This is a genomic window from Vagococcus silagei, from assembly GCF_004795745.1.
Lineage (GTDB): Bacteria > Bacillota > Bacilli > Lactobacillales > Vagococcaceae > Vagococcus > Vagococcus silagei.
In genome coordinates, this window is the sequence record NZ_SDGV01000004.1 from 155,250 (window position 1) to 179,701 (window position 24,452).

Below are 24,452 nucleotides of genomic sequence, written 5' to 3' on the forward strand. Positions count from 1 at the left end.
TATTTCAATTTCCAGTGTTCTATTTTTATCCTACAAATACTTCGCCGTTAGCGATTGCTCGACCTGTTTCATCTCTTTAACGGGACCAGCATACATAATCTCACCACCATTTTTCCCTGCTTCGGGACCAATATCGATAATCCAGTCCGCATGTTTCATCACATCAACATTATGTTCAATGACCACTACACTACTGCCATTGTTAACAAGTCGTTCTAATAAATCAAGTAATTCTTTAACATTTGCCATATGTAAACCAGTTGTTGGCTCATCTAAAATATAGAGATTTCCTGATTTATGCAGTTCGCTGGCGAGTTTGATTCGTTGACATTCTCCACCTGAAAGAGTGTCCATCATTTGACCAAGTGAAAGATAACCAAGTCCAACCTCTTCTAATGTTGATAAGACTTTACTAATTTTCTTATTCTCAAAAAAATCAAGTGCTTCTGAAACTGTCATCTTCAAGATTTCCACAATATTGTAACCACCTAGTTTAAATTGCAAAACTTCTTCTTTATACTGCGTACCATTACAAGCCGTACACGTCGTTTTAACACCTTCCATAAAGGCGAGCTCAGTCACAATATAACCTTTACCATTACACTTTTCACAGCCACCAGTTGAATTAAAACTAAATAGTGCCTTATCAACTTGGTGTTTCTTCGCATAAATCTCACGAATCGTTGTCAGAATTTTTGTATAGGTGGCTAGATTAGAACGATTCGATTTATGTAAGGCACTTTGATCAATGACAATTGCTTCAGGATGTTGTTTGACAAATTCTTCAAAAATTAATGAGCTTTTACCTGACCCTGCCACCCCAGTTACAACGGTCAAAACATTTTTGGGAATATCGACATCAATTTGTTTGAGATTATTTGCTGTCGCGTTTAAGACATGATAATAACTGTCTGGTTGTCTTGGCGCCTCTTTAAAATCAATGGACTGATTTAAAAATTGACCTGTTAAAGTATCTCTTTTCTTTAACTCTGCAACCGTTCCGGTAAACATAATCTCGCCACCATGACTACCAGCTAGTGGTCCCACGTCAACAATTAGATCCGCAACTTCAATCACATCTGGATCGTGTTCGACAACCAGAACCGTATTCCCCTTATCACGCAACTTTTGAAGCATCTTATTTAAACTTTGGACATCTCTCGGATGAAGCCCAGTACTTGGTTCATCAAAGATGTAAAGCACATTATTTAAACTATTATTCAAGTATTGCACCACTTTAATCCGTTGTGATTCACCACCTGACAAAGTGGTTGTTTCACGCGAAAGCGTTAAATAATCTAGGTTCATATCAATTAAATTCTGCAAGCGAATGACTATTTCGCTAACCATCGGCTGTACTTCTGGTGCATCAATTTGTTTGATAAATGCCAACAAATCAGTTAATTCCATCTCAGTTAAATCTGCAATTGTCTTACCATTCAAGCGACTACTAAGACTCTTATCGTTCAAGCGTTGACCATGACAGCTCGGACATGTTTCTAAAACTGTAAATGCTGACAATTTCTTTTGTGTTGACTCAGAGTGCTTACTCAAATCACGCTCAATATATAAGCGATTAAATTTATATAGAATACCCTCGAAGTCAGTTTTATAGGTGCCATCTTTATGTGACACCATTATTTTGCCACCATGACCATATAATAACTTATCTAAATCTTCTGGTGTGTATTCATTCAAGGGTAAATCTTTATCAACAAAATCAGCCTCTGCAAATGAATGATAATACCAGGTATCTTTTCTAAATGGAGGAAATAATACTGCATCGTCATTTAAGGACTTAGTAAAATCAATAATTAAATCAACATTTGGTCCAATCACTTTGCCGATTCCCTGACAATGCGGACACATTCCATCGGGATCATTGAAAGAATAAACATTTGAAAACCCTACAAACGGTGTTGCAACACGTGAAAAAAGTAGTCTTAAGAAACTATAAATATCCGTACGTGTTCCTAGAGTTGAACGCGCATTCCCACCCAAACGTTTCTGATCGACAATAAAAGCCGGCGATAAATTTTGAATCGAATCAACAATAGGTTTTTCGTACTTTGGTAAAAAGCCTTGTACAAAGGTACTGTAAGTTTGATTCATTTGACGACCTGCTTCATTGGCGATTGTGTCAAAAACAATTGATGATTTACCCGAACCAGAAACACCCGTAAAAATTGTGATCTTATTCTTTGGGATTTCAAGTGATACATTTTGTAAATTATTTTGACGCATACCTTTCAAGATGATATTTTCATGTTCTGCTGTCATTGTAGTCCTCCTTTGCGACTAAAAGAACCATCAATACAAAGTAGGAATCTACGTAGATTGATGGTTCTTTTAAACGTTTTATTTGGTTCAATTAGTATAGCCTTTTTCTTAAAAAATGTAAAGAATCTCAAAATCACATGTCCAAATGAACGTGTTTTCGTAGTTCAAGCAAGTCACCATCATCAGTAAATATCCCAAGATAAACATCAGGCATTAACATCTCACGAAAATCTGTGTAATCAAACTTACCTTGTGTCAGTTCATTTAACAAAACAGATAGTGCGGTCCCATGACCTGTCAAAATCCATTCTGAAGCTGATTCAGAAAATAGTTCACGCCATTTTGGCAAAATACGTGCTTTCACCTCATCAAGAGACTCTCCCTGAGCCAACTTATACTCAAAATCAGACCACTGTTTCGCAGCAAAGCCATCAAAATCTTCTAGCCATTCACCAATTCTTCTTTCATTGAATTCTGGTATCACTTGAATTGGTAGTTTAAGCAACTTAGCTGTTGGTTTGATTGTATCATGTGCGCGAGTGAAAGCACTCGAATAAATTGCTTCGACAGGTATTGTCTTGAAATAATGCTGCAAAGCTTCAGCCTTAAGCATACCTTCTTCTGACAAGGGGGCAGTTTCTGTATGAACACTTTCATCACGAATTGAATGACGGACAAAATAAATTTTCTTCATACCTATTTTTCTTCCTTATCTACAAATTAAACGGTGTCACAGAAGTAGCTTCTTCTGAAATAAGCCGAAAATCACAAAAATTTGAAAAAAATTTTTCGTGATTTCCTTCTTATTTCTTGAAGCTGAACACTTCTGTCACAATCTCTCTACTCTATTTAATATTTGATTCCATATTTTTATAAGTTTTATGGTTAATACGGATTAACACTAATTTTGCAACTTCCATTAAGATCATAGCAAGCAGCGCTAAACCAATACTTAAGAAAATATAATTTGCTGTAAATGTTGTTGGTAATGAGAAGACTTCTCGTAAACCAGGAATTAAAGTAACACAATATAGAATTGTACAAAGTCCAACTGCAAACAAGACCATTTGATTACTAAAGAATCCTGCTTTAATCGATGTTTGTGTATTTGAACGTGCTGGGAATGTTTGCAATGTACGACACCAAATTAAAGTTGAGAATGCCATTGCCACACCAAGTTCTGATGAATGTTGCATTCCAATATATTGCGCGATGATGACCATCACGCCAATAATTGAACCACGATAGATGACTGATTTTAGTGTTTCACCACTAAAGATACCTTCTTTTGAATCACGTGGTGCTAACTTCATAATCGCAGGCTCTGCTTTTTCCATTCCTAATGCAATAGCTGGTAATGAGTCATTGACTAGGTTAATGAAAAGTAATTGAAGTGCTGTAAATGGATTATCCCATCCCACAATTAATGCAAAGATAATCGCAATAATCGCACCTAAGTTACCTGAAAACAGGTAAGCAATTGCTTTTTTAATATTATCAAAGACACTACGACCCACTTCAATTGCGCTTACGATAGATGCGAAGTTATCATCTGTTAAGACCATCGCCGCAGCATCTTTAGCAACATCTGTTCCTGTTCCCATCGCAATCCCAATATCGGCTTGTTTCAAGGCTGGTGCATCATTTACACCGTCACCAGTCATCGCAGAAATTTTACCTTTATTTTGCCATGCACGCACAATACGGATTTTATTTTCTGGTGAGACACGTGCATAAACAGAGACACGCTCTAAGTCACGCATTAATTCTTCTTCTGTTAATGCATCTAATTCTTGACCAGTATACGCTAAATCATTGTCTTTAAAAATACCAATTTCTCTTGCAATCGCAACCGCAGTTGTTTTGTGGTCACCAGTAATCATGACTGTCTTAATCCCTGCTGATTTCGCATCGGCAACAGCTTTAAAGACTTCCTCACGTGGTGGATCAATCATTGCAAGTAACCCTACTAAGATTAAATCATCTTCATCTTCTAATGTCAGGCTGTCTTTTTCAATTGGTTTATAAGCAAATGCCAAGACACGTAACGCACGATTTGAAAAGCCTTCGTTTTGTTCTTGTAATTGAGCTTTAATCTCAGCAGTCATTGGCACAACTTCACCATTGATTAACACTTTTGAACAACGGCTAAAGACAATATCAGGTCCACCTTTGGTCATCATTAGGCGTTCGCCATCAACATCATTTAAGGTAGACATCAATTTACGATCAGAATCAAAAGGTAAATCTGTTAAACGTGGAAATTCACGTTGCAACTCTTTAAATGGTTTATTATTTTTATCACTATAATCAATTAACGCAATTTCCGTTGGATCACCAAGTTTTACGCCTTCTTCAGTAATCGTTGCATCATTTGATAAGACACTGACTTGAATCAAGCGCCGTTCATCCAAACTCCATGTTTCTGGATTATTATTGAATTCACCCGTTTGACCATTTGGTAAATAGTAATCTAAAACGGTCATTTTATTTTGTGTCAAAGTTCCCGTTTTATCAGTACAAATAATACTTGTTGAACCTAATGTTTCAACAGCAGGTAATTTTCGAATAATCGCATGACGCGTGGCCATCTTTTTCGTACCAATTGATAAGACAATCGTCACTATTGATTGTAAAGCTTCCGGAATTGCTGCCACTGCTACTGCCACCGCGAACATCGCTGCATTGACAATGTCGTTGGTCATATTACCACTACCACCTGAAGTGAAGATACGGAATAATTGTACCGCTAAAATAATAATAGATAAAATCAAAATCCAAACACTCAATTTTTTACTAAATGAATCTAAACCACGTTGTAGTGGTGTTTTTTGTTCCGTTGTACCTTCAAGTAAACTTGCAACTTGACCAATTTCAGTATTGATTCCTGTTGAAGTGACTAAATATTTTGCACGACCATATGTAACAATCGTACCGCTAAAGACCATATTATCACGATCGCCAATTGGCACCTCAGCTGAAATAGCATTCAATGACTTTTCAACAGGAACTGACTCACCTGTTAACATGCCTTCATCAACTTTTAGTGAACTAATTTCTAATAAACGTCCGTCAGTTGGGACATAGTCTCCTGCTTCAAGAACAACGATATCACCCACAACTAATTCACTTGCAGGAACACTTTGTTCACGATTGTTACGAATCACCGTTGCATCTGGTGCTGACAAACTCTTCAATGCATCGAGTGAACTTTCAGCCTTTTTCGTTTGAATCACACTGACAACTGAGTTCATCATTAACACGATAAAGATGACTAATGATTCGACATAAGCGCCCATAAAAACTTGAATAATAGCAACAACGAGTAAGACAATGACCATCGCATCCTTAAATGTTTCTAAAAACAATTTGCCTAAGCTCGGTTTTGGAGCTTCTTTCAACGCATTTGGACCATCTGTCGCAAGCTTTTGTTTGGCTTGTGCTTCTGTTAACCCCTCTTCTGAGCTTTGAACATCCTTAAAGACCTCATCGATGGATTTTTGATAAATATTTTGATTCATGCGATTTACTCCTTTACTTTTTTATTTCGGCCCCTTAATAGAAAAAGAGACCTAAGACAAGGGGGATGCCTTGCCTTAGGTCTCACCATTTAAGACGATACCAGAGTTATTTTTACTCTTGCTGTTGATATCGCCGCAATCATTTGCTGGTTACTCCCCTAAAGGACCGATTAATTTATTTAAGTATACCCAACTTTTAAATCTTTAGCAACTAATATCTAATAAATGCTCTTTAATTCTTTCACTAAAAAAATTAAAATTTATTTTTTACTTCTTCAATATTTTTTATCATCACTGAAATTGTACCATCTGGATGGTTAACAAATTCAATAATATCTTTATTCTTAAAGACATCGACAGGAATCGTCAACTCAATACCATTCGTTAGTTTAAATTTTTGCTTACTGTATTTTTTTTCATATTTTGGAATATTACTTGGGATTTCTTCTGAAAATTTTGTTTGACTGACGATTTCAAGATAATCATTTTGAGCTGATAAATTATCTTCAAAAACTGTGGTCGCAATTTTCTGATTGTCTAAACTACCTTGTTCTTCAATGCTTTCAAAAATAGCTTGTTGTGCTTGACTAAATGCGACATACTCAGATTCGTTATATTTGTTGGAAACTTCTTTGACTGCTTTTTTTACAATTTTTAAATTTTCAGTCACAGTTGGCGTTGGGTCTAGTTGTAGCCAACGTTCAGTGAAGAAGAAACGTTTTTGCCCTTCAAAACTATACTTTTTCTCAACTAATTGAATTTGATGATCGGCAGTATTAATCACCATTGCTTCTTCAATTCGTTGCGTTGGTGAAGGAAAAATCGTCTTATTGAGAACAATATTATTTTGCATCACTTCATCTTGATAATCAACAATATGCGTGAATCCCGGTTTGTAATTGAATTTTACCAAACCGAAGTATTCATTTTCATAATCATCCGCTTCAAAGAATAAGAGATCCCCACTTGGTGCATCCTCACTAATAGCTAAACTATCCATCATATCTTGGGCAATATCAGCTGTTCGTTCAACAAAATCAAGTTCTTTATCTTGTAATTTATGATAAACCAAATTATCCGCTGATAATTGGCCATATTTAAATTCAGCTTTATTTAATTGTTTTTCTACCCCTGCAAGATACTCTTTAACTGCGTATTCATGTAAGTTCAGAGTTGCTTGAGAACAAATAAGGCTGCCAGCATCTCGGTCTAAAATATGTAGAATCGCTTGTTTTATTTCCATCACGTGTCACTCACTTTCGTTTCAAGCAAAAAGAAAACTCGCGTCTGCCATTACGCACACGCGAGGATGCTTGCTAACTATTTTTTTGTCTTAGAACTTTCTTCAGCACGAATTTCATCGCTTAATTCTAAAATTAGGTCTTTAATATCATCTTTGATTTGAGGATGTTTCAAACCATACTCAATACTTGTTTTCATAAAACCAAATTTATCACCAACATCATAACGAATACCTTTATAATTTTTAGCAAAAACGCGTTGAGTTTTATTTAGTGTATCAATCGCATCTGTTAATTGGATTTCGCCACCCGCACCAGGTTTTTGATTTTCTAAGATACCAAAAATTTCTGGAGTTAATAAGTAACGGCCAATAATCGCCATATTACTTGGAGCTTTATCAACATCTGGTTTTTCAACAAAGTTTTTCACGTTGAAAAGATTTTTTTCAACTTCTTGTCCAGGATTGATGATGCCATATTTATTCACATCTTCTTCTGGGACTTCCATAACAGCGATTGTTGAAGCGTGTGTTTTTTCATAGTTGTCCATTAATTGCTTAGTTAACGGCACTTCATCACTCATTAAATCATCACCAAGCATCACGATAAATGGTTCATTGCCGACAAAAGATTTTGCTTGTAAAACGGCATGCCCTAAACCAAGCGGGTGTGACTGACGGATGAAATGTAGATTTAAACCAGTTGTTTCTTCAACTAATTTTAGTAAATCAGTCTTTCCTTTTTCTTTTAAGTTCATTTCAAGTTCTAAGTTAGAATCAAAATGATCTTCGATTGGACGTTTTGCTTTTCCTGTCACGATTAAAATATCTTCAATACCAGAAGCGCGTGCTTCTTCAACAATAAATTGAATCGTTGGTTTATCTACAATCGGCAACATTTCTTTTGCCATTGCTTTTGTTGCTGGTAAAAAACGAGTTCCCAAACCAGCTGCTGGGATGACTGCCTTTCTTACTTTATCCATTTTTAATTTCTCCTCCAATTAAAATTCTTGTTCTGATTTATAATCACGTAACATTGTTTCTTCAATGACACTAGCAATCTTTTCGCCATTGTATAGGACACGGTAAATTGCTTCGGTAATCGGCATTTCAATTTTACGCTCTTCCGCTAATTCATAGGCTGCTTTTGTTGTGGCTACACCTTCAACAATCATTCCCATATTTTCTAAAACAGTATCTAAATCTTGACCTTGTCCAAGTAAGTTACCAGTACGCCAGTTTCTTGAATGCACACTATTACATGTAACTTCCAAGTCACCCACACCACTTAAACCAATAAATGTTAATGGATCGGCACCCATTGCGACGCCTAGACGACTAATTTCAGCTAAACCTCGCGTCATAATTGCAGCACGTGCATTATCACCATAACCTAGTCCATGTAACGCACCTGAACCTAATGCAATAATATTTTTAAGTGCGGCACCCATCTCAACGCCAATCACATCTTGATTAGTATAGACTCTGAAATAACGATTTGAGAATAACTCTTGCACATATTGAGCACTCGAATGGTTTTCGCAAGCTGCTGTAATGGTCGTCACGTCTTTCACGGCAACCTCTTCAGCATGACTTGGTCCAGATAAGACCACCACATCTTGACGATGCTCTGGTGTAATTTCTTCTTTTAAGACATCTGAAATACGTTTATGTGAGACTTGCTCTAAACCTTTACTTGCATGAATGATAACCGGTTTATTTTCACAAACTTCACTAAATTTATGTGCGACTTCGCGCATTGCTTTAGTTGGCACAACAAAAAGAACGGCATCCGCATCTGCGACACACTCTTTAAGATTTTCAGTCGCCTTTAAATTTTCTGGCAACTTAATATCTGATAAATAATGCGTATTCGTATGTTCTTCATTTATTTCTTTAATTTGAGCAGGGTGATGGCTCCATAAAGTGACATCATGCTTGTTTTCATTCAGGACTAACGCTAACGCAGTCCCCCAAGAACCCGCCCCTAAGACGGCGATTTTTTGTTTCATTCGTCTATCTCCTTCATAATCATTGATTACACACTATTCTATCATAGGTATACCTTTTTTATAACCCTTTATCACGAACGTACAACGGAACGTCTTCTTTTTTGTGACGAATCACAAAGATGACTATCGCTGCCACGAATAAAATGGCTGATAAAAGTTGCGAAACTCGGAATGTTTGGAACAGCATCAAACTGTCTGTTCGCATGCCTTCGATAAAGAAACGGCCAAACGAATACCACATCACATAACATAAGGTAATTTCACCTTCTTTAAAGAAGTTAGGTTTACGGCGTAACCAAATTAAAATCACAAAACCAATTAAATTCCAAACACTTTCATAGAGGAACGTTGGTTGACGATACACCCCTTCAATATACATGTTATCAATAATAAAATTTGGTAAATGTAATTTTTCTAAAAAGGCACGTGTCGTATCACCACCAAAAGCCTCATGATTCATGAAATTACCCCAACGTCCAATTGCTTGAGCTAGAATGACACTTGGTGTTGCCACATCCAAAAATTTCCATGTTGAAATAAAATGATGACGTGTGAAAAAATAAACGACTATCGCTCCTGCAATTAATCCACCATAAATAGCTAGACCACCATTTCTAATCGCCAAAATCAGATGTGGATTTTCAACATAATAACGCCATTCAAAGATGACATAATAAATGCGAGCACCTAAAAATGAGATTGGAATTGCCCAAAGCATAAAATCGGTAATATCATCACTCTTTAAGCCAACTTTCACAGCCTCCTTTGATGCTAAATACGTTGCTAAGATAATCGCTGAGACAATAATAAGGGCGTACCATTGAATCGGTAACCCAAAAATTTCAAAAGCTGTTGGATTGACAGTTGCAAACATGGACTATTGTTCCCCACTTTCTGAATTCTTTTGAATTAGTTTGGCTAAATTGCCTTCAAATTTTTTCGTCGCATCATACCCCATGGTGCGCGCTCTAAAGTTCATAGCAGCCACTTCAATAATCGCAGCTACATTTCGACCTGTTGAAACCGGAATTGTAATTTTAGGTACCGGTACATTTGCGAGTAAAATCGATTCTGTGTCCGAACCTAAACGGTCGTATTTTTTCTCAGCACTCCATTCATGTAAATCAACCACGAGTGAGATTTCCGTACTATTACGGACAGAACTTACACCAAATAGATTCATCACATCCACGATCCCAACACCGCGGATTTCCATTAAATGTTCTAAAATTTCAGGCGCTTCACCGATAATTGTACGTTCGTCCTGTTGATAGATATCAACGCGATCATCGGCAATTAAACGGTGTCCCTTCATAATCAATTCTAAACCGGTTTCACTTTTACCAATACCACTATGTCCTTGGATTAGGACCCCTAATCCATACACTTCAACTAAAACGCCATGAATTGATGTTCTAACGGCTAACTCACTTTCTAAGAAGTTTGAGATAATTCCTGACAAACGGGAAGTTGGTATTGTTGACGCAATAATCGGAATCTTTGTTTTATTCGCACGAAAAACTAATTCTTCTGGCGGTTCGTACCCTCTAGCAATGACGATACATGGTGTATCTTCACGACATAATTTTTTAAAAATAATTGAACGCTCTTCTGGCGTCATTTTTTCTACGAATGTTATTTCTTTACGTCCGAATAATTGAATACGATCATGTGGATAGTAATTAAAGTAACCTGTTAATTCTAATCCGGGACGAGAAATTTCACTTGATGACACAGTACGAGACAAATATTCTTCGCCGGAAAAGACGTTTAATTGTAAACGATTTACAATTTCTTTAATTTCAATTATCTTCATTAGTTGCACTTCCTTTCAAAAAAACCATTGACCAGTCTATTTTATCATTTTATTGAGGTGCTTACTAGAAATACTGCCAACAAAAATGAGATAATCATGGAATGTCACAATAGAGTCAAAAAATTCTTAAACTAAAAGCATTGTCAGATTTTTTGGTTTGAGTTTTTGTATTTTTTAGCGAATATAATTACTCTTATCATATCATTTCATATTTATTGCATAAATCAAAACAGCCTCTCAAATAATTACTCATTTGAGAGGCTAATACTCATGTCTATTAAACATATTTACTAGCATTGTGTTCAGATACAATCGCGTTAATGACCGACATAATTAGTGAAATCAGTAAGGCTGCGCCGAAACTAGAGAAGGCGAAGTAATAGTGACCCACAATTGCCGAAGTCATCAGTAACATGACGGCATTCAATACAAAGCTAAACAATCCTAATGTAATAATCGTAATTGGGAGAGATAAAACAAATAGTATCGGTCGAACTAAAAAGTTTAATAGTGCGAGCACGAAACTAGCTAAAACCGCAATCATAATACTACTCACATATATTTTAGAGGGAAACATCACTGATAGTGAGACAAAAGCTAAAGTGTTCACAACAATTCGTTGTAGAGCCGACATTAAAAGTCGCTCCAATCATCTTTAGATTCTCGATCTTCTGGTACTTTTTCAGCCTCTTTACGAGGACGACTTTGGTTCCCTGATCCATAATATGGGTTGCGGTTATAGTCTTGTGATTGTCCGTAATGATAACGGTTATCTCTTTGTGTATTTCTAGGAATCAAGAACATTAAAGCGATGTAAACGATGATTCCCGGGAAAACTGTTAAGACGAATGATAGTACGACATAACAGATTCTTAAAACGGTTGGATCAATTCCAAAATATTCTGCAATTCCTGCTAATGATCCTGAAAAAACGATATTTGTGTTTGATTTAGTTAAACGTTTAGTCATGATTTCCACCTCTAAAATTTATAGTATTTTTATTCTTCTGTATCTTTCAGATAAATATTACCTGTTGCGACATTTAGTTTTAACTGTAACATATCTTCTTTAATTCTTCTGATTTCAAGTTTTTGATTGGTGCGATCTTTTTTCTCACGAATAGTTTCCATGTCTGAGAAACGATTTTTAATATTACCAAAGTTTGTTTTACATTGTGCTTCAATACCTAATTCTTTAGGCATCGCTATTTTGATTGAACCATTGACAATACTTGCTTCAACACGACGGAAAACTGAAACTTTCGCTGTGACACGGATGTCACCATTAATTAAGTTAATTTTACTGTTCACGACATTACCGCGAACCGTCACGTCACCATTCACTAATTCACCTAATAAATCATTGATGGTACTATCTTTAATCGCCACTTCACTATTGACACCATCAATTTCTAACATTGTTGCTGTGAAATTTGAGATTTTCATATCACCATTTGTTGTTTTTAAATAGACATCTTTTGTATCAATATTATCAAGATCAATATCGCCATTTAGCATTTTAATTGCTAAGTGGTCATAGACGCGATCTGGTAAATAAATTTTTAGTTCGGCACGTACACGTTTATTTGGGATATGGACTAAGATTTTTTCATCATCAACATCAATTTGACTTCTTTCTAAGAAAGCTTCCAGTCCTGATGCAGAATTCATTTTGCCGTAAAGTTTCACGTCGGCAACAATTTTAACATCTTCTGAATCCCATGTTTGAATGTCAACTTCACCATTTGCTAATTTCATATCAATGATTGTTGCTGCATTGACAGGATAAACAAATTCGTGGGTAAAGCTTTGCGAAACAACACCTGGTACTTTGATGTTAATTTCTTTCCAGTCAATATTATCATTAACTGAATTTGAAACTGATTCAAATGTTTTCTTCACAAAACCACCAATTTGGGTACCTGCTTCACCAAACTTATTAGCTACTTGACTGATTGTGTCATTTGTTTGTTCTTTCCAATCTTCTGGAATATCGAAGCGTGAGAACATTTCATCTTTCTTTTGGTTACGTTGTGTTTTTTTGATTTGTTCTAAATCATTGTTGAGTTGTTCACGCTCTGAAGTTAAACGAGCTAATGTTTCTTTCAATTCATCTAGACGTTCATATTGAAGGTCACGTTCAACATCTTGACCGTCTTCTAAAGCATCTAAATCTTCTAATGTATCAATCACTGTAATTGTTTCTTCAGCTTCATTGATTTGTTTTTTGATTAATTGAATATCAGCATTCACTTGATCGATATGGACAGACACTTGGCTTGCTTCCTCAACAAGTTTTGCATATTGCGCTTCGCGTTCCTCTTGTTCTTGTTCAAGTTCTTCTTGTTTTTGGTAAGCTGTTTTATTTTTAACTTGGGAAGCTTCTTCATTGACTAATTTTTCATCTTTTTCGGTAGCAATATTTTCTAGCAGTACAAGTGCTTCTTCTGTTGATAAAACACCTTTTTTAACGAGTTCTAAAATTCTTTCTCTTTCTTGCATTTTGTTTGCCTCCTTGTAATAGGTTTTTCCTATGACTCTATTATGCCAAGTTTTTTCGAAATTGTCATACGACTTGAGTTGGATTTATTTTTCTATTTTAAGTATGACAAAGTAATCAGACTAATTATAATGAGGTGCACGGTAATAGTCTTGTTGTTTTAAACTGCTATAAGCTGTTTGATAAACCTGGCCTGCTTTGATATCCAAAGCTAGCAATGATTCGTTCTTCCGATTCACATTTGTAATAAGTGGTATCGACACTCTTCCCTTTTGTTGTTTCAAGAAATCGCGACCTATTTCATCAAAACCTAATACGCGTATGTACGGATGCTCTCGGGCTTGCATGATTTCATTTTCCGTGACATTCAATAGGACATAAGTTAACAAACGCTGAATTCTTGTCCATGTATAGCGCTTAGTTTTTGCTAATGTCATCAATTCTTGAAATGAATTGGCTTGTTTCACTTTTTCAAATAAACGATATTCAAAACCTTCTTTCATTTGATACACGCTACGCAATTGTTCTGGGGTAGTCGTTAACAAACGATATTTCAAAAGCGGCCAAAAGTATTCCCAATCAATGAAAGGCGCTTCTTGAAGTAATTTTTGCGATGAAGTGGGCATGGCACTCGATAAATCGTTAAACGTGCCTGATTTCACTGCCTGGCGAATAGCAGTTGCACTACTAAAATTAATGGGATTAAGCTCGCTTTCATGGTAATTACTGCCTTGCCTTTGAATGGGAAAGATCTGCATTGGTGATGCTAACTTTGCATTTTCTTTTGCATAAGCCATTCCTAATATATGATTCGGAGAGGAAAAATCTAACGTCCATTCCGGTAAGAGCTGACGATAAATCGCCGTCATGCGTTCGGGATAACTTTCGCCAGTCACTTCACGTGCTTGATACAGGTCATTAATGGCTGATTCATGCTCAAGGTGAGCGCGACCGAATGCTTCATAATCTAAGTCACTCGATAAATCTGTACCAAAACATAAACTGTCAACACCCAAAGCTGCAAGCAATTGAACACCACCGCGCGCAAAATAATCAGCCGACTGAACCGCGTGCGCAAATGGCAATTCAATCACCAGATTCGCACCTTCTTGAAGTGCAGCCTCAGCACGTGACCACTTATCCATGCACGCCGGTTCACCACGTTGTAAAAAGTTTCCACTCATGATTGCAACCACCACATCACAATTAGACGCAGCACGAGCGGCTTCAATATGATAACGATGGCCATTGTGGAAGGGATTATATTCAACGATTAAACCACAACTTTTCATTTTTTCACCTCTTTGATAGCGAAAAAGCTGAAGAATTAACGAATTAATCATCAGCTTTTTTTCATTATTTATGACACACAAAGAACCAACGTTTACTCGTTTCTTCTGGGGCATCATCTGTAAAATCAGCCAAAACTTCAACTGACTTAAATCCAACTTGTTCTAATAATTCGCGATAAGTTTCAATTGGATAAGTACGTTCTTCATGTAACTCATCAAAACGCGTAAATTTTTCATCCTTTTCATCTTGAACGAAGAAAGTTAAGAAGTGTTCCACACTAAAATCAACTTCACCTGGATATGATTCCCATAAAAAAGCAAACTCATCTGTTTGGTAATGGTAACTGTATTCTTTAAATAGTTCTTCAATTTGATAGATAGAATGGACGTCAAAAATAAACTGACCGTTTTCTTTCAGACTAAGATAGACACCGGCAAAAGCTTGTAATAATGCTTCTTTATCAGGCATGTAACATAAGGAATCTGAATAGCAAGTCACTGCATCATACAAAGTATCGTCAGATAACTCTAACATATCACCTTCGATAAACTTCGCACCACTTTCAAACTCAGCTTCTCTTTTTTTCGCTAACTCAACCATCTCACTCGACAAATCAAGACCCGTTACGTCAAATCCCGCTTGGGCTAACTTAACGGATAAAATACCTGTACCACAAGCTAACTCTAAAATGCGCTTTGGATTTTTTGGCAAATGACGCTTAGTAAAAGCTAACCATTCTTCATAAAGTTGATCATCCATGACTTCATCATAGATTTTCGCAAATGTTTCATAACTTGCCATTTTACTCAACCATGCTTGATACATCCACAAGTGGTGCATCTTTCCATAATTTTTCTAAATTGTAAAATTCGCGTTCTTCGTGATAGAAGACATGGACAATAACTTCGCTTAAATCAATTAAAACCCATTTGCCATTTTCACGGCCTTCAACACGTTTGATTTCAACATTGGCTTTATGTGCCGCTTCAATAATTGAATCCGCGATAGCCATGACTTGTTTGTCACTATTTCCATGACAAATTAAGAAGTAATCAGCAAGTAATGATACTTTTGATACGTCCATTGCGATAATATCTTCAGCGCGTTTATCGTCAGCCCCTTTGACTGCGATTTCTAAAATTTGTTTACTTTCTAACATATGATCCTCCTTATAATTTCGCTACCCAGCGATTGTATGTCGTTAATGTTTTGGGATAAATTTTTTGATTTGTTTCGATTAAATGTTGCAAGGTATGTTTAGTTGCAAATGAAACAGCTTCATCCAAATCAACTGCTGTAATTTGGCGTGCTTCTTCAACACCCGGAAAATCGCGTCCTGCTTCGGTGTAATCAGCCACATAGATAATTTTCTCTAAGAGTGACATCTCACTAGCACCTACAGTATGCAAACGAATAGCATTTAAGATTTCCGCATCGTTGATTCCCAGCTCTTCACTCACGAGTTCTGCACCAACATCACCATGCCAAATGGCACTGCCAAATTTGAGCATCTCTTGATCATAATCTCCAGCTTTAATGCGGGCAATCATCTCTTCATCAGGACGATCCTTGGCATAATCATGGCAAAGTGCTGCTAAGCTCACTTTTTCAAGGTTCACATTTTTGTCTTGGGCTAATTCTAAAGCTTTTTCCTCAACACGCAAGACATGTGCAAATCGTCTTTCATTGATTTGCGCCCTAATTTTTTCCAAAAGTTCTACTCTGGAAAGAGTTGTTAGATCACTAGACCATTTTGTTATCACTGTCATCTTGATACAAGCCTTCTTTCTCAATATACGCAATTACAGCATCTGGCAAGAGATAATTAACGGAACATTTTTGTTTAATTTTTTCTCTAATATAAGTTGAACTAGTTGACGTTTCTGGTACATCGACCCAAATAATAGGATAATCTGATTCTTTTTTAAATCCCGGTCGACCAATCCCGACAAACGAAACAAGCGTTACGAGTTCTTCAATATTATACCACGTTGGTAAATAGTCAACCATATCGCCACCAATGACAAAATAATACTCGGTATCCGGATGTTGTTCTTTTAAATGGCGAATCGTCTCAAACGTATAGCTTTTACCTTGGCGATGAATTTCAGACAAATCTAAACTTAAATTAGGATTATCTGCAATGGCTAATTTTAACATCGCCACCCGATGCTCTGCTGAAATTGTTTTCTTAGGATCTTTATGTGGTGATTCATAACTTGGCAAGAGATAAAACTCGTCCAAGTTAAGTTGATGAAACACTTGATCTGCTACTAAAAGATGACCATAATGAACGGGATTAAAGCCGCCACCAAGTAGTCCTACTCTTTTGATTTTTTTAGGTTCACTTGCAAGTTCCGGCACGACTTCCGTTGTAACGTTTGTTTGCTTTATCATGCAAGACATCCTTTCTTTATGACATCACTTTTACTTGAAGTGATATTTTTTGAAATTTTGCTTTTGAAGATGGGCGATACACAACTAACACTCGGCCAATGATTTGGACCACCGCACAATGCAGTGTTTCTTCTAAAATTGCAGCCACTTCTTCAGCATTTTCATCTGTATTTTGTAAAAGCGTCACTTTAATTAATTCACGACGCTCTAAGTTATCATCGACTTGATCAAGTAAGTTCTCACTTAAACCACTTTTTCCAATTTGAACGATTGGTGTTAAATGGTGTGCTTGACTTCTTAAAAATCTTTTTTGTTTTCCTCTTAATTCCATGTTTTTCCTACTTTCTTAAATTAATGCCTTACGAATCACGACATCGACACCTTTTGGGGCCCAACCAGCTACAACACCAGGATCTTTAATTGTAATCCAACCTAAGCCAGCAAAGACTAAATCAGATGGCTCTTTCACTGAAAACTCAAAACGAGTGAGTTCCGGGAACTCCGCTACATCATCTTGGGTTGGTGGTTGTAAAAGGTCTCCCACATGTTTGGCATAAAAATCGCTCGCATTATCTGTTTTAGTTCGGTGAAGATATAATTCATTTGAAGCATAAACGACAAATGATGTCTTCTCACCTTGAAGATAATCAAAGCGCGCCAAACCACCTAAAAATAGCGTTTGTCCAGCATTTAATTGATAGACTTTTGGTTTAATTTCTTTATTTGGCGATGTTAAACGCAAATCTTTTTTGGCTAAATAGTGTGCCATTTGATGACGATGAATAATCCCTGGTGTATCGATCAGACTTGCACCATCATCTAAAGGAATTTCAATACGATCTAAAGTCGTTCCTGGAAATTGTGAAGTTGTAATGACATTATCAACACCAGCTGTCGCACTAATAATTGCGTTAATAAGTGTTGATTTACCCACATTAGTGACACCAACTACATAGACATCACGACCGTCACGGTATTCTTCAATCACATCTAACAATTCTTGCATTTCATGCTTTTTCTTCGCACTCGTTAAAACCACATCAACGGGTCTTAAGCCAACTTCATGACAACGTTCGCGCATCCATTGAATTAATTTACCACGTTTTAATGATTTTGGTAGAATATCGACCTTGTTTCCGACAAGTAACACAGGATTATTTCCTGCGAAGCGGTGTAAACCTGAAATCAAACTACCGTTAAAGTCAAAAATATCGACAACATTAACAATCAGCGCATCCGTGCTGCCAATTTGATTTAAAAGACGTAAAAAATCTTCATCTGTCATTTGCACATCGTGAATATCATTATAGTGACGTAAACGGAAACAACGTTGACAATAGACTTCACCACTTTCAAGCCCTTTCTCTAAGGCTGATTTTGGGGTGTACCCCATGTCTTCTTTATTTTCGGTTTGGATAATGGCTCCGCACCCAATACAACGAATTTCTTCTGTCATACTAATGATTTCCTCCATTTCATTTCTTCAGGATACATCGCTAACAATTTCTTCATAACTCTTCTTTCACGCCAACGATTGAATTTTGTGTTCCACGCGTCACTTGTCACAACTGGTTTAACTAAAACTGATTTAATTCCTGCTCGGTTTGATCCACGAATATCTGTCATCAATTGGTCACCTACCATGATTAAATCCTCTTTTGCGAAGTCATACTTGCTTTCAACTTCTTTGAACCCCTTCGTAAAAGGTTTCATCGCACGCGAAACATACTCTAAGCCTAAATGACTTACCGCTCGATCAATTCGAGATGCTTTATTGTTGGATACGACAATTACTGGGATTTCAGCTTCTTTCATCGACTCAATCCATTGACGTAATTCAGGTGTTCCATCAGGATTGTTCCAAGCAATTAAAGTATTGTCCAAGTCTGTTAAAACAGCTTTTACACCATGTTTATGTAATTGCTCTGGTGTAATATCATAAATCGCATCAATCATCCAAGTTGGTTTATAATCTTGTATCATCTTCAGTTCCTTTCGTTAAAAAAAGGAGTCCTTAAACAAGTCCTCCTAAACTCTTTCAACCCATTATACGTTAAAACACTAGAAAATTCACCTACTTTAACTAAAAACTGAATTTGAAGACCTGTTACATTTTTCACGACTTAGAGGTCCGATACTGCAATAATAGAATTAATATTAGTCACGTAAACTTGAATTTTCTTTTAGTTGAATTATAAATAGTTAAATAGACGCATAGCATCCCACTACTTTCAAATAATCAAAAAGTGTGCGACAAAATATTTTTCTTAGATACTAAAAGTCTATTTTAAATATTTTTCGACGTACTCAATGTAACTTGGGGTATCTTTGGCATGCATTGCATAGACAAGATCTCCACTTGAATAATCACCATCATCTATTGTCATTTTTAAAAATAAGGCCACATCATCATTACCCTTTTCAGGAAAGACAATTGAATATTGCTTGCGATCAATCAATAGACCATAATATTTATTAGCACTACTTGTCCCGACAGCATTTTGACTATACGCCTTTTTCTCATCACCTGCTGATCCAGTCAAAATTATTTCATTATCATTAATTTCCATTGTATAAGTATTTTGGCTTGCATCCTCAACTTGCCAAGTTTTTTTAATTGCTTCTGATCCAGAACATCCCCCAAGAGTCAGACTAAGCATTACTAAAAAACCCATCATTATTTTTTTCATGTTTTTTCCTCTTTAAAATTTGAATTGTATTTTTGTTTCATTTCTTTATTTAGAAGTTGTGACAGTAGTGTTCAGCTTCAAGAAATAAGAAGGAAATCACGAAAATTGCTTTTCAAATTTTTTGTGATTTTCGGCTTATTTCCGAAGAAACTACTTCTGTGACACCGTTTAGTATGTTTATTATACCAATTACACTAAAATGTGTCGCTAGTTAATAGGGTAATCATAAAAAAAAGACGCCCACTGTAAATGAGCGTCGCTTTCGTTCCTTATTGAATAGTTTCAAGTGACAGCAATCCTAAATCATGTCGATAATAAAATCCAGCTAAATTCTGCTGTTGCAACCAATCGTAAACTGTCTCTCTTGCTTCTAACAGCGTTGGTTTAGTTGCACTGACCATGAAAATCCGGCCACCTTTTGAATAAAGTTCGCCTTCCTCTTCACAAACACCTGAATAAAAAATTGCCATTGCATCATCCTCGATAATAAGTGGGGACAACTTAATCGAGTCTGAACAATTTTGAGGATAATTTGCATTTGCAACAACCACTCCCAAAGTTACCTCATTCTCATTCCAAATAATGTTAGGTTCTTTTTGCTGTAAGAGAGCCTCAATCACACTCGCTAAATCACTGTCTAATTGTTGCAGTAACACTTGCGCCTCAGGATCGCCAAAACGTGCATTATACTCAATCACTTTAGCACCAGTTTCGGTTAGAATAAGACCCGTATATAGAATGCCTGTAAACGGTATCCCCTCAGACGCCATTGCTAGAACGGTCGGTTCAACAATGTGCTGTACAATTTCGGCCTGTGCCGCTTTATCCAGTTCGGGAATAGGGCTATAGGCACCCATCCCACCGGTATTAGGGCCATGGTTACCGTCGTACAATGGTTTATGGTCGCGAGCCGTTAACATTGGGTAAATACCCGTTTCAGAAACAAAAGCCAACAGTGAGCATTCTTCACCCACAAGAAATTCTTCAATCACAACCTTACCTTCACAAGTCACTAAATGTTTTTCTAAAAATTGTTGCGCTTCTGAAAGAGTTTCGGCAATTAAAACGCCTTTACCACTCGCTAAGCCATCTTCCTTAAGTACAATTGGAAGACCTTGCTGCTCGACGTAATTCAAGGCAAAGTGATAATCGGTAAAGGTTTTAAATTTTGCAGTCGGAATATTATATTTCGCCATTAACTCTTTAGCAAATGATTTCGACGCTTCTAATTGAGCTGCTTCTTTAGTCGGACCAAAAATCGCTAACCCTGCTGCACGAAAAGTATCGACAATTCCTCGACTTAACGGTAATTCTGGCCCAACAATTGTAAAATCAATAGCCTCTTTTTGACAAAAAGTAATTAAGTCTGCAAAAGCAAGTTCAGCAATATCAACGCAGGTAATCCCATCTCGTGACATTCCTGGATTACCTTGTGCACAAAAAACGGTCGCTACCCTTGGGCTTTGTAACAATTTTTTACACAAAGCATGTTCCCGGCCACCACTACCAACTACTAAAATTTTCAACATTGCCTCTTCTTCCTCCTCATTAATGTTTAAAATGTCGAACATCAGTAAAAATCATACATATATCAGCAGCATCCGCTAAATCAATGGATTCTTGATCACGAATACTACCTCCTGGTTGAATAATTGCTTTGATGCCAGTTGTTGCAATTTTTTCTAAACTATCAGGCATTGGAAAGAAGGCGTCACTTGCAAGCACTGCTTCTTCTATTCTGCCGTGTGCTTGTTGCAATGCAAGTTCCACGGAACCAATCCGATTCATTTGTCCCGCACCAATTCCTAAAGTTTGATTAGCGTTCGTAATCACGATTGCATTACTTTTAACATGTTTCACGCAGGCCCAAGCAAACTTCAAAGCTTCAATTTCTTCATTGGTCGGCTTACGTTTGGTCACCACACGCCAGTCTTCAACCCGTTCCTTAATATTATCTGCTTCTTGGACGAGTAAGCCACCAGTAATGGTTGTCATCTCATATTTTTTTTCTTGACTCGTATCAGATTCAGCTAAGCTTAGCAAGCGAATATTTTTCTTTTTCTTCAAATAATCAAGTGCTTCCTCTGTAAATTTTGGTGCGATAATCACTTCTAAAAAGATTGGATACAAACGTTTTGCAAGTGCTAAATCAACCTCACGATTCAGGGCTAGAATACCACCAAAAATAGATACAGGATCACTCTCAAAACACCGTTCGAATGCGGCAGATAGTGTTTCCCCACTACCAACACCACATGGATTCATATGCTTAATAGCCACTGCGGTTGGGTGTGTAAACTCACTTAGCAAACGTAATGCACTATCTGCATCACGATAATTATTGTAAGACAACGCTTTGCCATGATGGATTTCAGCGTTAATGATCGAAGGTGCTTGGCTTGTTTCATCTTGATAAACAACCGCTTTTTGATGACTATTTTCACCATAACGTAACGCATCATGACGAGAATAACTGACGGTTAATGTTTCAGGTAGGTCCTCTTTTGTTTGGTGTAGAAAGTACTGCGCAATGGCTGCATCATAACTTGCAGTATGACGATAGGCTTTACCTGCTAAAGCACGTCTTGTTTTGTCGGTAATGGCTTTATATTGTGATAGTTCTTGAATCACTAAACCATAGTCGTCAGGATCAACCACCACAGTCACTCGCTCGTGATTTTTAGCTCCCGAACGAATCATCGCCGGACCACCAATATCAATTTGTTCAATCGCCTCTGTATAAAGTGTTGCTGAATTGGCAATCGTTTCTTTGAAAGGATAGAGATTGACACATAAAAGATCGATAACTTCAATTTCAGCAGCATCCAAATCACCTTGATGCTTTGGCAACTGGGCCAATAAACCACCATGAATCGCTGGGTGAAGCGTCTTAACTCGCCCATCCATCATTTCAGGGTAATGCGTCACTTCTTCAACAGATATGATTTCAATTCCCTGGTTCAGTAAATAGTTTGCCGTTCCACCTGTGGCTAAAATTTCAAAACCTAAAATTCTTAATGACGTCGCAAGTTCTAAAAGTCCTGTTTTATCTGAAACACTTAATAGTGCACGCTTTTTTTGTGTCATTTATTCTCTTCCTCCTAAAATATTTGCGATAACTCGCGGATAGTCACGATGTTCAATTTTGTGAATACGCTCAGTTAAATCCGCCAATGATTCATCTGGTAAGACTGCGAGTTTCGTCTGACTAATAATTGGTCCTGTATCGATACCTTCATCAACATAATGAATGGTAATTCCTGTTTCGGTAGCTTGATCACTAAACGCATCTTGAATTGCTTGTTTTCCAGGATATTTTGGTAAAAGTGAAGGATGCAAATTGACAATCCGCCCTAGATAATCTTCCAAAAGTGTGGGGCCAATAATTCGCATATAGCCTGCTAAAAAAATAAAATTCACTTGTTTATGCTGTAAAATTTGGTTAATTCTTGCTTCATGTGCTTGCTTAGATTCATTCACTAATCGCGGAACTACAAAATATGGAACATCATATTTTTTCGCTCGTTCTATAACAAAAGCATTGGGTTGATCACAAAGAATTCCAACCAATTCTCCAGGAATCTCATGATTCAGATAAGCAGCAACAATTGCCTCGACGTTACTACCGTTACCAGAGGCAAAAATCATAAATTTCATGCTTCCGCCTCCACAAATAAGACCCCTTGTTGATCACGCGGAACCACTTTTCCAATCACATAAAACGCTTCTTTTTGACTCTTTAATTGGGTCACAACTTTTTCGTAATTCTCTTTCGAACATGCCAAAACCATGCCAATCCCCATATTAAACACCTCAAACATTTCTTGATTAGAGAGTTGTCCTAATTCTGCAAGTTTCTTAAATTCTGCTGGCACTTGCCAAGAATCAGCATAAATTTCAACAGCCAATTCTGAAGATAACATCCTTGGTAAATTTTCATAAAAACCGCCACCCGTGATATGGGCAACACCTGAGAGTAACTGGCGTTCAATTAACGGGAGCACTGTAGCAACATAAATTTTTGTCGGAGTTAAGAGAATGTCCTGAAGTAAACGTGCATCATCTGTAATAAACGGTTCTGTCAAAACAAAATTGTGGTCTTTAAATAGAATTTTACGCACTAAGGAAAAACCATTCGAATGAAAACCACTAGAAGGTAAACCAATTAAAAGATCACCTTCGGCAACTTTTTCAGATGATATCAAATGACTTTTTTCAGCAATACCTACTGCAAAACCGGCAACATCATAATCTTCCTCTTGATACATATCTGGCATCTCAGCCGTCTCGCCGCCGATTAACGCCATTTGACCAGCAACACAGCCTGTTGCAATTCCCGATACAATGGTTTCAATTTTTTCAGGATTGTTTTTACCAACCGCTAAATAATCAAGAAAGTATAATGGTTTGGCACCTTGCGCAACAATATCGTTCACACACATCGCCACACAATCAATGCCAATTGTATCGTGTTGATTTGCTGCAATCGCCACACTTAATTTTGTTCCCACACCATCTGTTCCTGAAACCAGGACTGGTTCTTCTATCGCATAAGCTGATAAATCAAAACAACCACCAAAACCACCAATATGTCCCATCACACCAAGTTTTTCTGTTCGTTGAGCATGTTTTTTGATGCGAGTTACAACTTCATAACCCGCATCAACATTTACTCCTGCCGCTTCATATGCTTTCTTCACGCGA

General features: G+C 36.9%; 24 protein-coding genes. All 24 read right to left on the reverse strand.

Annotated features, from left to right (window positions below; all coding sequences use genetic code 11):
• Positions 1-30: 30 nt before the first annotated feature.
• The 24 genes from ESZ54_RS02250 to purM all read right to left on the reverse strand — a co-directional run bounded on the left by ESZ54_RS02250 (position 31) and on the right by purM (position 24,448).
• On the reverse strand, positions 31-2,280 hold the full coding sequence (locus ESZ54_RS02250; RefSeq protein ID WP_136136048.1) for an ATP-binding cassette domain-containing protein: 2,250 nt from the start codon (positions 2,278-2,280) through the stop codon (positions 31-33).
• Between the two features lie 133 nt (positions 2,281-2,413).
• Positions 2,414-2,974 carry a histidine phosphatase family protein gene (locus tag ESZ54_RS02255; RefSeq protein WP_136136049.1) on the reverse strand — a complete coding sequence of 187 codons (561 nt, stop codon included), beginning with the start codon at positions 2,972-2,974 and terminating at the stop codon, positions 2,414-2,416.
• Between the two features lie 151 nt (positions 2,975-3,125).
• Positions 3,126-5,801: a cation-translocating P-type ATPase gene (locus ESZ54_RS02260; protein ID WP_136136050.1), complete on the reverse strand. Its 2,676-nt coding sequence runs from the start codon at positions 5,799-5,801 to the stop codon at positions 3,126-3,128.
• A gap of 253 nt (positions 5,802-6,054) precedes the next feature.
• Positions 6,055-7,044, reverse strand: a complete 990-nt coding sequence (locus ESZ54_RS02265; protein WP_136136051.1) for a nucleoid-associated protein — start codon at positions 7,042-7,044, stop codon at positions 6,055-6,057.
• A gap of 77 nt (positions 7,045-7,121) precedes the next feature.
• Entirely contained in the window at positions 7,122-8,024 is a 903-nt protein-coding gene (gene galU, locus ESZ54_RS02270) for a UTP--glucose-1-phosphate uridylyltransferase GalU (RefSeq protein ID WP_136136052.1), read from the reverse strand.
• An 18-nt stretch (positions 8,025-8,042) separates the two neighbouring features.
• Positions 8,043-9,053, reverse strand: coding sequence for an NAD(P)H-dependent glycerol-3-phosphate dehydrogenase (locus ESZ54_RS02275; RefSeq protein WP_136136053.1), 1,011 nt, complete (start codon positions 9,051-9,053; stop codon positions 8,043-8,045).
• 58 nt (positions 9,054-9,111) lie between these two features.
• Entirely contained in the window at positions 9,112-9,927 is an 816-nt protein-coding gene (lgt, locus tag ESZ54_RS02280) for a prolipoprotein diacylglyceryl transferase (protein ID WP_136136054.1), read from the reverse strand.
• A gap of 3 nt (positions 9,928-9,930) precedes the next feature.
• Complete coding sequence (hprK, locus tag ESZ54_RS02285; RefSeq protein ID WP_136136055.1) at positions 9,931-10,869, reverse strand: HPr(Ser) kinase/phosphatase; 939 nt, start codon at positions 10,867-10,869, stop codon at positions 9,931-9,933.
• Positions 10,870-11,146: 277 nt separating this feature from the next.
• Positions 11,147-11,503, reverse strand: a complete 357-nt coding sequence (locus tag ESZ54_RS02290; RefSeq protein ID WP_136136056.1) for a phage holin family protein — start codon at positions 11,501-11,503, stop codon at positions 11,147-11,149.
• The gene (locus tag ESZ54_RS02295) at positions 11,503-11,838 is read right to left on the reverse strand and encodes a PspC domain-containing protein (protein WP_136136057.1); all 336 of its coding nucleotides are present in this window, start codon (positions 11,836-11,838) and stop codon (positions 11,503-11,505) included. Before ESZ54_RS02295 ends, ESZ54_RS02290 begins: the two co-directional genes overlap by 1 nt.
• Positions 11,839-11,867: 29 nt before the next feature.
• Positions 11,868-13,370 (reverse strand): daptomycin-sensing surface protein LiaX, encoded by a 1,503-nt coding sequence (gene liaX, locus ESZ54_RS02300; RefSeq protein ID WP_136136058.1) that lies wholly within the window; start codon positions 13,368-13,370, stop codon positions 11,868-11,870.
• Positions 13,371-13,490: 120 nt separating this feature from the next.
• On the reverse strand, positions 13,491-14,660 hold the full coding sequence (locus ESZ54_RS02305; protein ID WP_136136059.1) for a nucleotidyltransferase: 1,170 nt from the start codon (positions 14,658-14,660) through the stop codon (positions 13,491-13,493).
• A 64-nt stretch (positions 14,661-14,724) separates the two neighbouring features.
• Complete coding sequence (locus ESZ54_RS02310; protein ID WP_136136060.1) at positions 14,725-15,486, reverse strand: class I SAM-dependent DNA methyltransferase; 762 nt, start codon at positions 15,484-15,486, stop codon at positions 14,725-14,727.
• Positions 15,464-15,820: a ribosome silencing factor gene (gene rsfS, locus ESZ54_RS02315; RefSeq protein ID WP_136136061.1), complete on the reverse strand. Its 357-nt coding sequence runs from the start codon at positions 15,818-15,820 to the stop codon at positions 15,464-15,466. Before rsfS ends, ESZ54_RS02310 begins: the two co-directional genes overlap by 23 nt.
• A 10-nt stretch (positions 15,821-15,830) precedes the next feature.
• Positions 15,831-16,430 carry a bis(5'-nucleosyl)-tetraphosphatase (symmetrical) YqeK gene (yqeK, locus tag ESZ54_RS02320; protein ID WP_136136062.1) on the reverse strand — a complete coding sequence of 200 codons (600 nt, stop codon included), beginning with the start codon at positions 16,428-16,430 and terminating at the stop codon, positions 15,831-15,833.
• Positions 16,405-17,058: a nicotinate-nucleotide adenylyltransferase gene (locus ESZ54_RS02325; protein WP_136136063.1), complete on the reverse strand. Its 654-nt coding sequence runs from the start codon at positions 17,056-17,058 to the stop codon at positions 16,405-16,407. The genes yqeK and ESZ54_RS02325 overlap by 26 nt, the downstream gene beginning before the upstream one ends.
• Positions 17,059-17,074: 16 nt before the next feature.
• The gene (gene yhbY / locus ESZ54_RS02330) at positions 17,075-17,389 is read right to left on the reverse strand and encodes a ribosome assembly RNA-binding protein YhbY (RefSeq protein WP_136136064.1); all 315 of its coding nucleotides are present in this window, start codon (positions 17,387-17,389) and stop codon (positions 17,075-17,077) included.
• Between the two features lie 15 nt (positions 17,390-17,404).
• Positions 17,405-18,514, reverse strand: a complete 1,110-nt coding sequence (gene yqeH / locus ESZ54_RS02335; protein WP_136136065.1) for a ribosome biogenesis GTPase YqeH — start codon at positions 18,512-18,514, stop codon at positions 17,405-17,407.
• The gene (locus ESZ54_RS02340) at positions 18,511-19,041 is read right to left on the reverse strand and encodes a YqeG family HAD IIIA-type phosphatase (protein WP_136136066.1); all 531 of its coding nucleotides are present in this window, start codon (positions 19,039-19,041) and stop codon (positions 18,511-18,513) included. The genes yqeH and ESZ54_RS02340 overlap by 4 nt, the downstream gene beginning before the upstream one ends.
• Before the next feature lie 299 nt (positions 19,042-19,340).
• Complete coding sequence (locus ESZ54_RS02345; protein WP_136136067.1) at positions 19,341-19,748, reverse strand: hypothetical protein; 408 nt, start codon at positions 19,746-19,748, stop codon at positions 19,341-19,343.
• 269 nt (positions 19,749-20,017) lie between these two features.
• Positions 20,018-21,277 (reverse strand): phosphoribosylamine--glycine ligase, encoded by a 1,260-nt coding sequence (gene purD / locus ESZ54_RS02350; protein WP_338065512.1) that lies wholly within the window; start codon positions 21,275-21,277, stop codon positions 20,018-20,020.
• Between the two features lie 19 nt (positions 21,278-21,296).
• The gene (gene purH, locus ESZ54_RS02355; protein WP_136136068.1) at positions 21,297-22,835 is read right to left on the reverse strand and encodes a bifunctional phosphoribosylaminoimidazolecarboxamide formyltransferase/IMP cyclohydrolase; all 1,539 of its coding nucleotides are present in this window, start codon (positions 22,833-22,835) and stop codon (positions 21,297-21,299) included.
• Positions 22,836-23,405 (reverse strand): phosphoribosylglycinamide formyltransferase, encoded by a 570-nt coding sequence (gene purN / locus ESZ54_RS02360; RefSeq protein ID WP_136136069.1) that lies wholly within the window; start codon positions 23,403-23,405, stop codon positions 22,836-22,838.
• Positions 23,402-24,448 (reverse strand): phosphoribosylformylglycinamidine cyclo-ligase, encoded by a 1,047-nt coding sequence (gene purM, locus ESZ54_RS02365; protein ID WP_136136070.1) that lies wholly within the window; start codon positions 24,446-24,448, stop codon positions 23,402-23,404. The genes purN and purM overlap by 4 nt, the downstream gene beginning before the upstream one ends.
• Positions 24,449-24,452: the final 4 nt, after the last annotated feature.

Bases quoted from the DNA above. Each gene is read 5' to 3' on its own strand.
- ESZ54_RS02250 (WP_136136048.1), bottom strand. From the start codon at position 2,280: ATGACAGCAGAACATGAAAATATCATCTTGAAAGGTATGCGTCAAAAT.
- ESZ54_RS02255 (WP_136136049.1), bottom strand. From the start codon at position 2,974: ATGAAGAAAATTTATTTTGTCCGTCATTCAATTCGTGATGAAAGTGTT.
- ESZ54_RS02260 (WP_136136050.1), bottom strand. From the start codon at position 5,801: ATGAATCAAAATATTTATCAAAAATCCATCGATGAGGTCTTTAAGGAT.
- ESZ54_RS02265 (WP_136136051.1), bottom strand. From the start codon at position 7,044: ATGGAAATAAAACAAGCGATTCTACATATTTTAGACCGAGATGCTGGC.
- galU (WP_136136052.1), bottom strand. From the start codon at position 8,024: ATGGATAAAGTAAGAAAGGCAGTCATCCCAGCAGCTGGTTTGGGAACT.
- ESZ54_RS02275 (WP_136136053.1), bottom strand. From the start codon at position 9,053: ATGAAACAAAAAATCGCCGTCTTAGGGGCGGGTTCTTGGGGGACTGCG.
- lgt (WP_136136054.1), bottom strand. From the start codon at position 9,927: ATGTTTGCAACTGTCAATCCAACAGCTTTTGAAATTTTTGGGTTACCG.
- hprK (WP_136136055.1), bottom strand. From the start codon at position 10,869: ATGAAGATAATTGAAATTAAAGAAATTGTAAATCGTTTACAATTAAAC.
- ESZ54_RS02290 (WP_136136056.1), bottom strand. From the start codon at position 11,503: ATGTCGGCTCTACAACGAATTGTTGTGAACACTTTAGCTTTTGTCTCA.
- ESZ54_RS02295 (WP_136136057.1), bottom strand. From the start codon at position 11,838: ATGACTAAACGTTTAACTAAATCAAACACAAATATCGTTTTTTCAGGA.
- liaX (WP_136136058.1), bottom strand. From the start codon at position 13,370: ATGCAAGAAAGAGAAAGAATTTTAGAACTCGTTAAAAAAGGTGTTTTA.
- ESZ54_RS02305 (WP_136136059.1), bottom strand. From the start codon at position 14,660: ATGAAAAGTTGTGGTTTAATCGTTGAATATAATCCCTTCCACAATGGC.
- ESZ54_RS02310 (WP_136136060.1), bottom strand. From the start codon at position 15,486: ATGTATCAAGCATGGTTGAGTAAAATGGCAAGTTATGAAACATTTGCG.
- rsfS (WP_136136061.1), bottom strand. From the start codon at position 15,820: ATGTTAGAAAGTAAACAAATTTTAGAAATCGCAGTCAAAGGGGCTGAC.
- yqeK (WP_136136062.1), bottom strand. From the start codon at position 16,430: ATGACAGTGATAACAAAATGGTCTAGTGATCTAACAACTCTTTCCAGA.
- ESZ54_RS02325 (WP_136136063.1), bottom strand. From the start codon at position 17,058: ATGATAAAGCAAACAAACGTTACAACGGAAGTCGTGCCGGAACTTGCA.
- yhbY (WP_136136064.1), bottom strand. From the start codon at position 17,389: ATGGAATTAAGAGGAAAACAAAAAAGATTTTTAAGAAGTCAAGCACAC.
- yqeH (WP_136136065.1), bottom strand. From the start codon at position 18,514: ATGACAGAAGAAATTCGTTGTATTGGGTGCGGAGCCATTATCCAAACC.
- ESZ54_RS02340 (WP_136136066.1), bottom strand. From the start codon at position 19,041: ATGATACAAGATTATAAACCAACTTGGATGATTGATGCGATTTATGAT.
- ESZ54_RS02345 (WP_136136067.1), bottom strand. From the start codon at position 19,748: ATGAAAAAAATAATGATGGGTTTTTTAGTAATGCTTAGTCTGACTCTT.
- purD (WP_338065512.1), bottom strand. From the start codon at position 21,277: ATGTTGAAAATTTTAGTAGTTGGTAGTGGTGGCCGGGAACATGCTTTG.
- purH (WP_136136068.1), bottom strand. From the start codon at position 22,835: ATGACACAAAAAAAGCGTGCACTATTAAGTGTTTCAGATAAAACAGGA.
- purN (WP_136136069.1), bottom strand. From the start codon at position 23,405: ATGAAATTTATGATTTTTGCCTCTGGTAACGGTAGTAACGTCGAGGCA.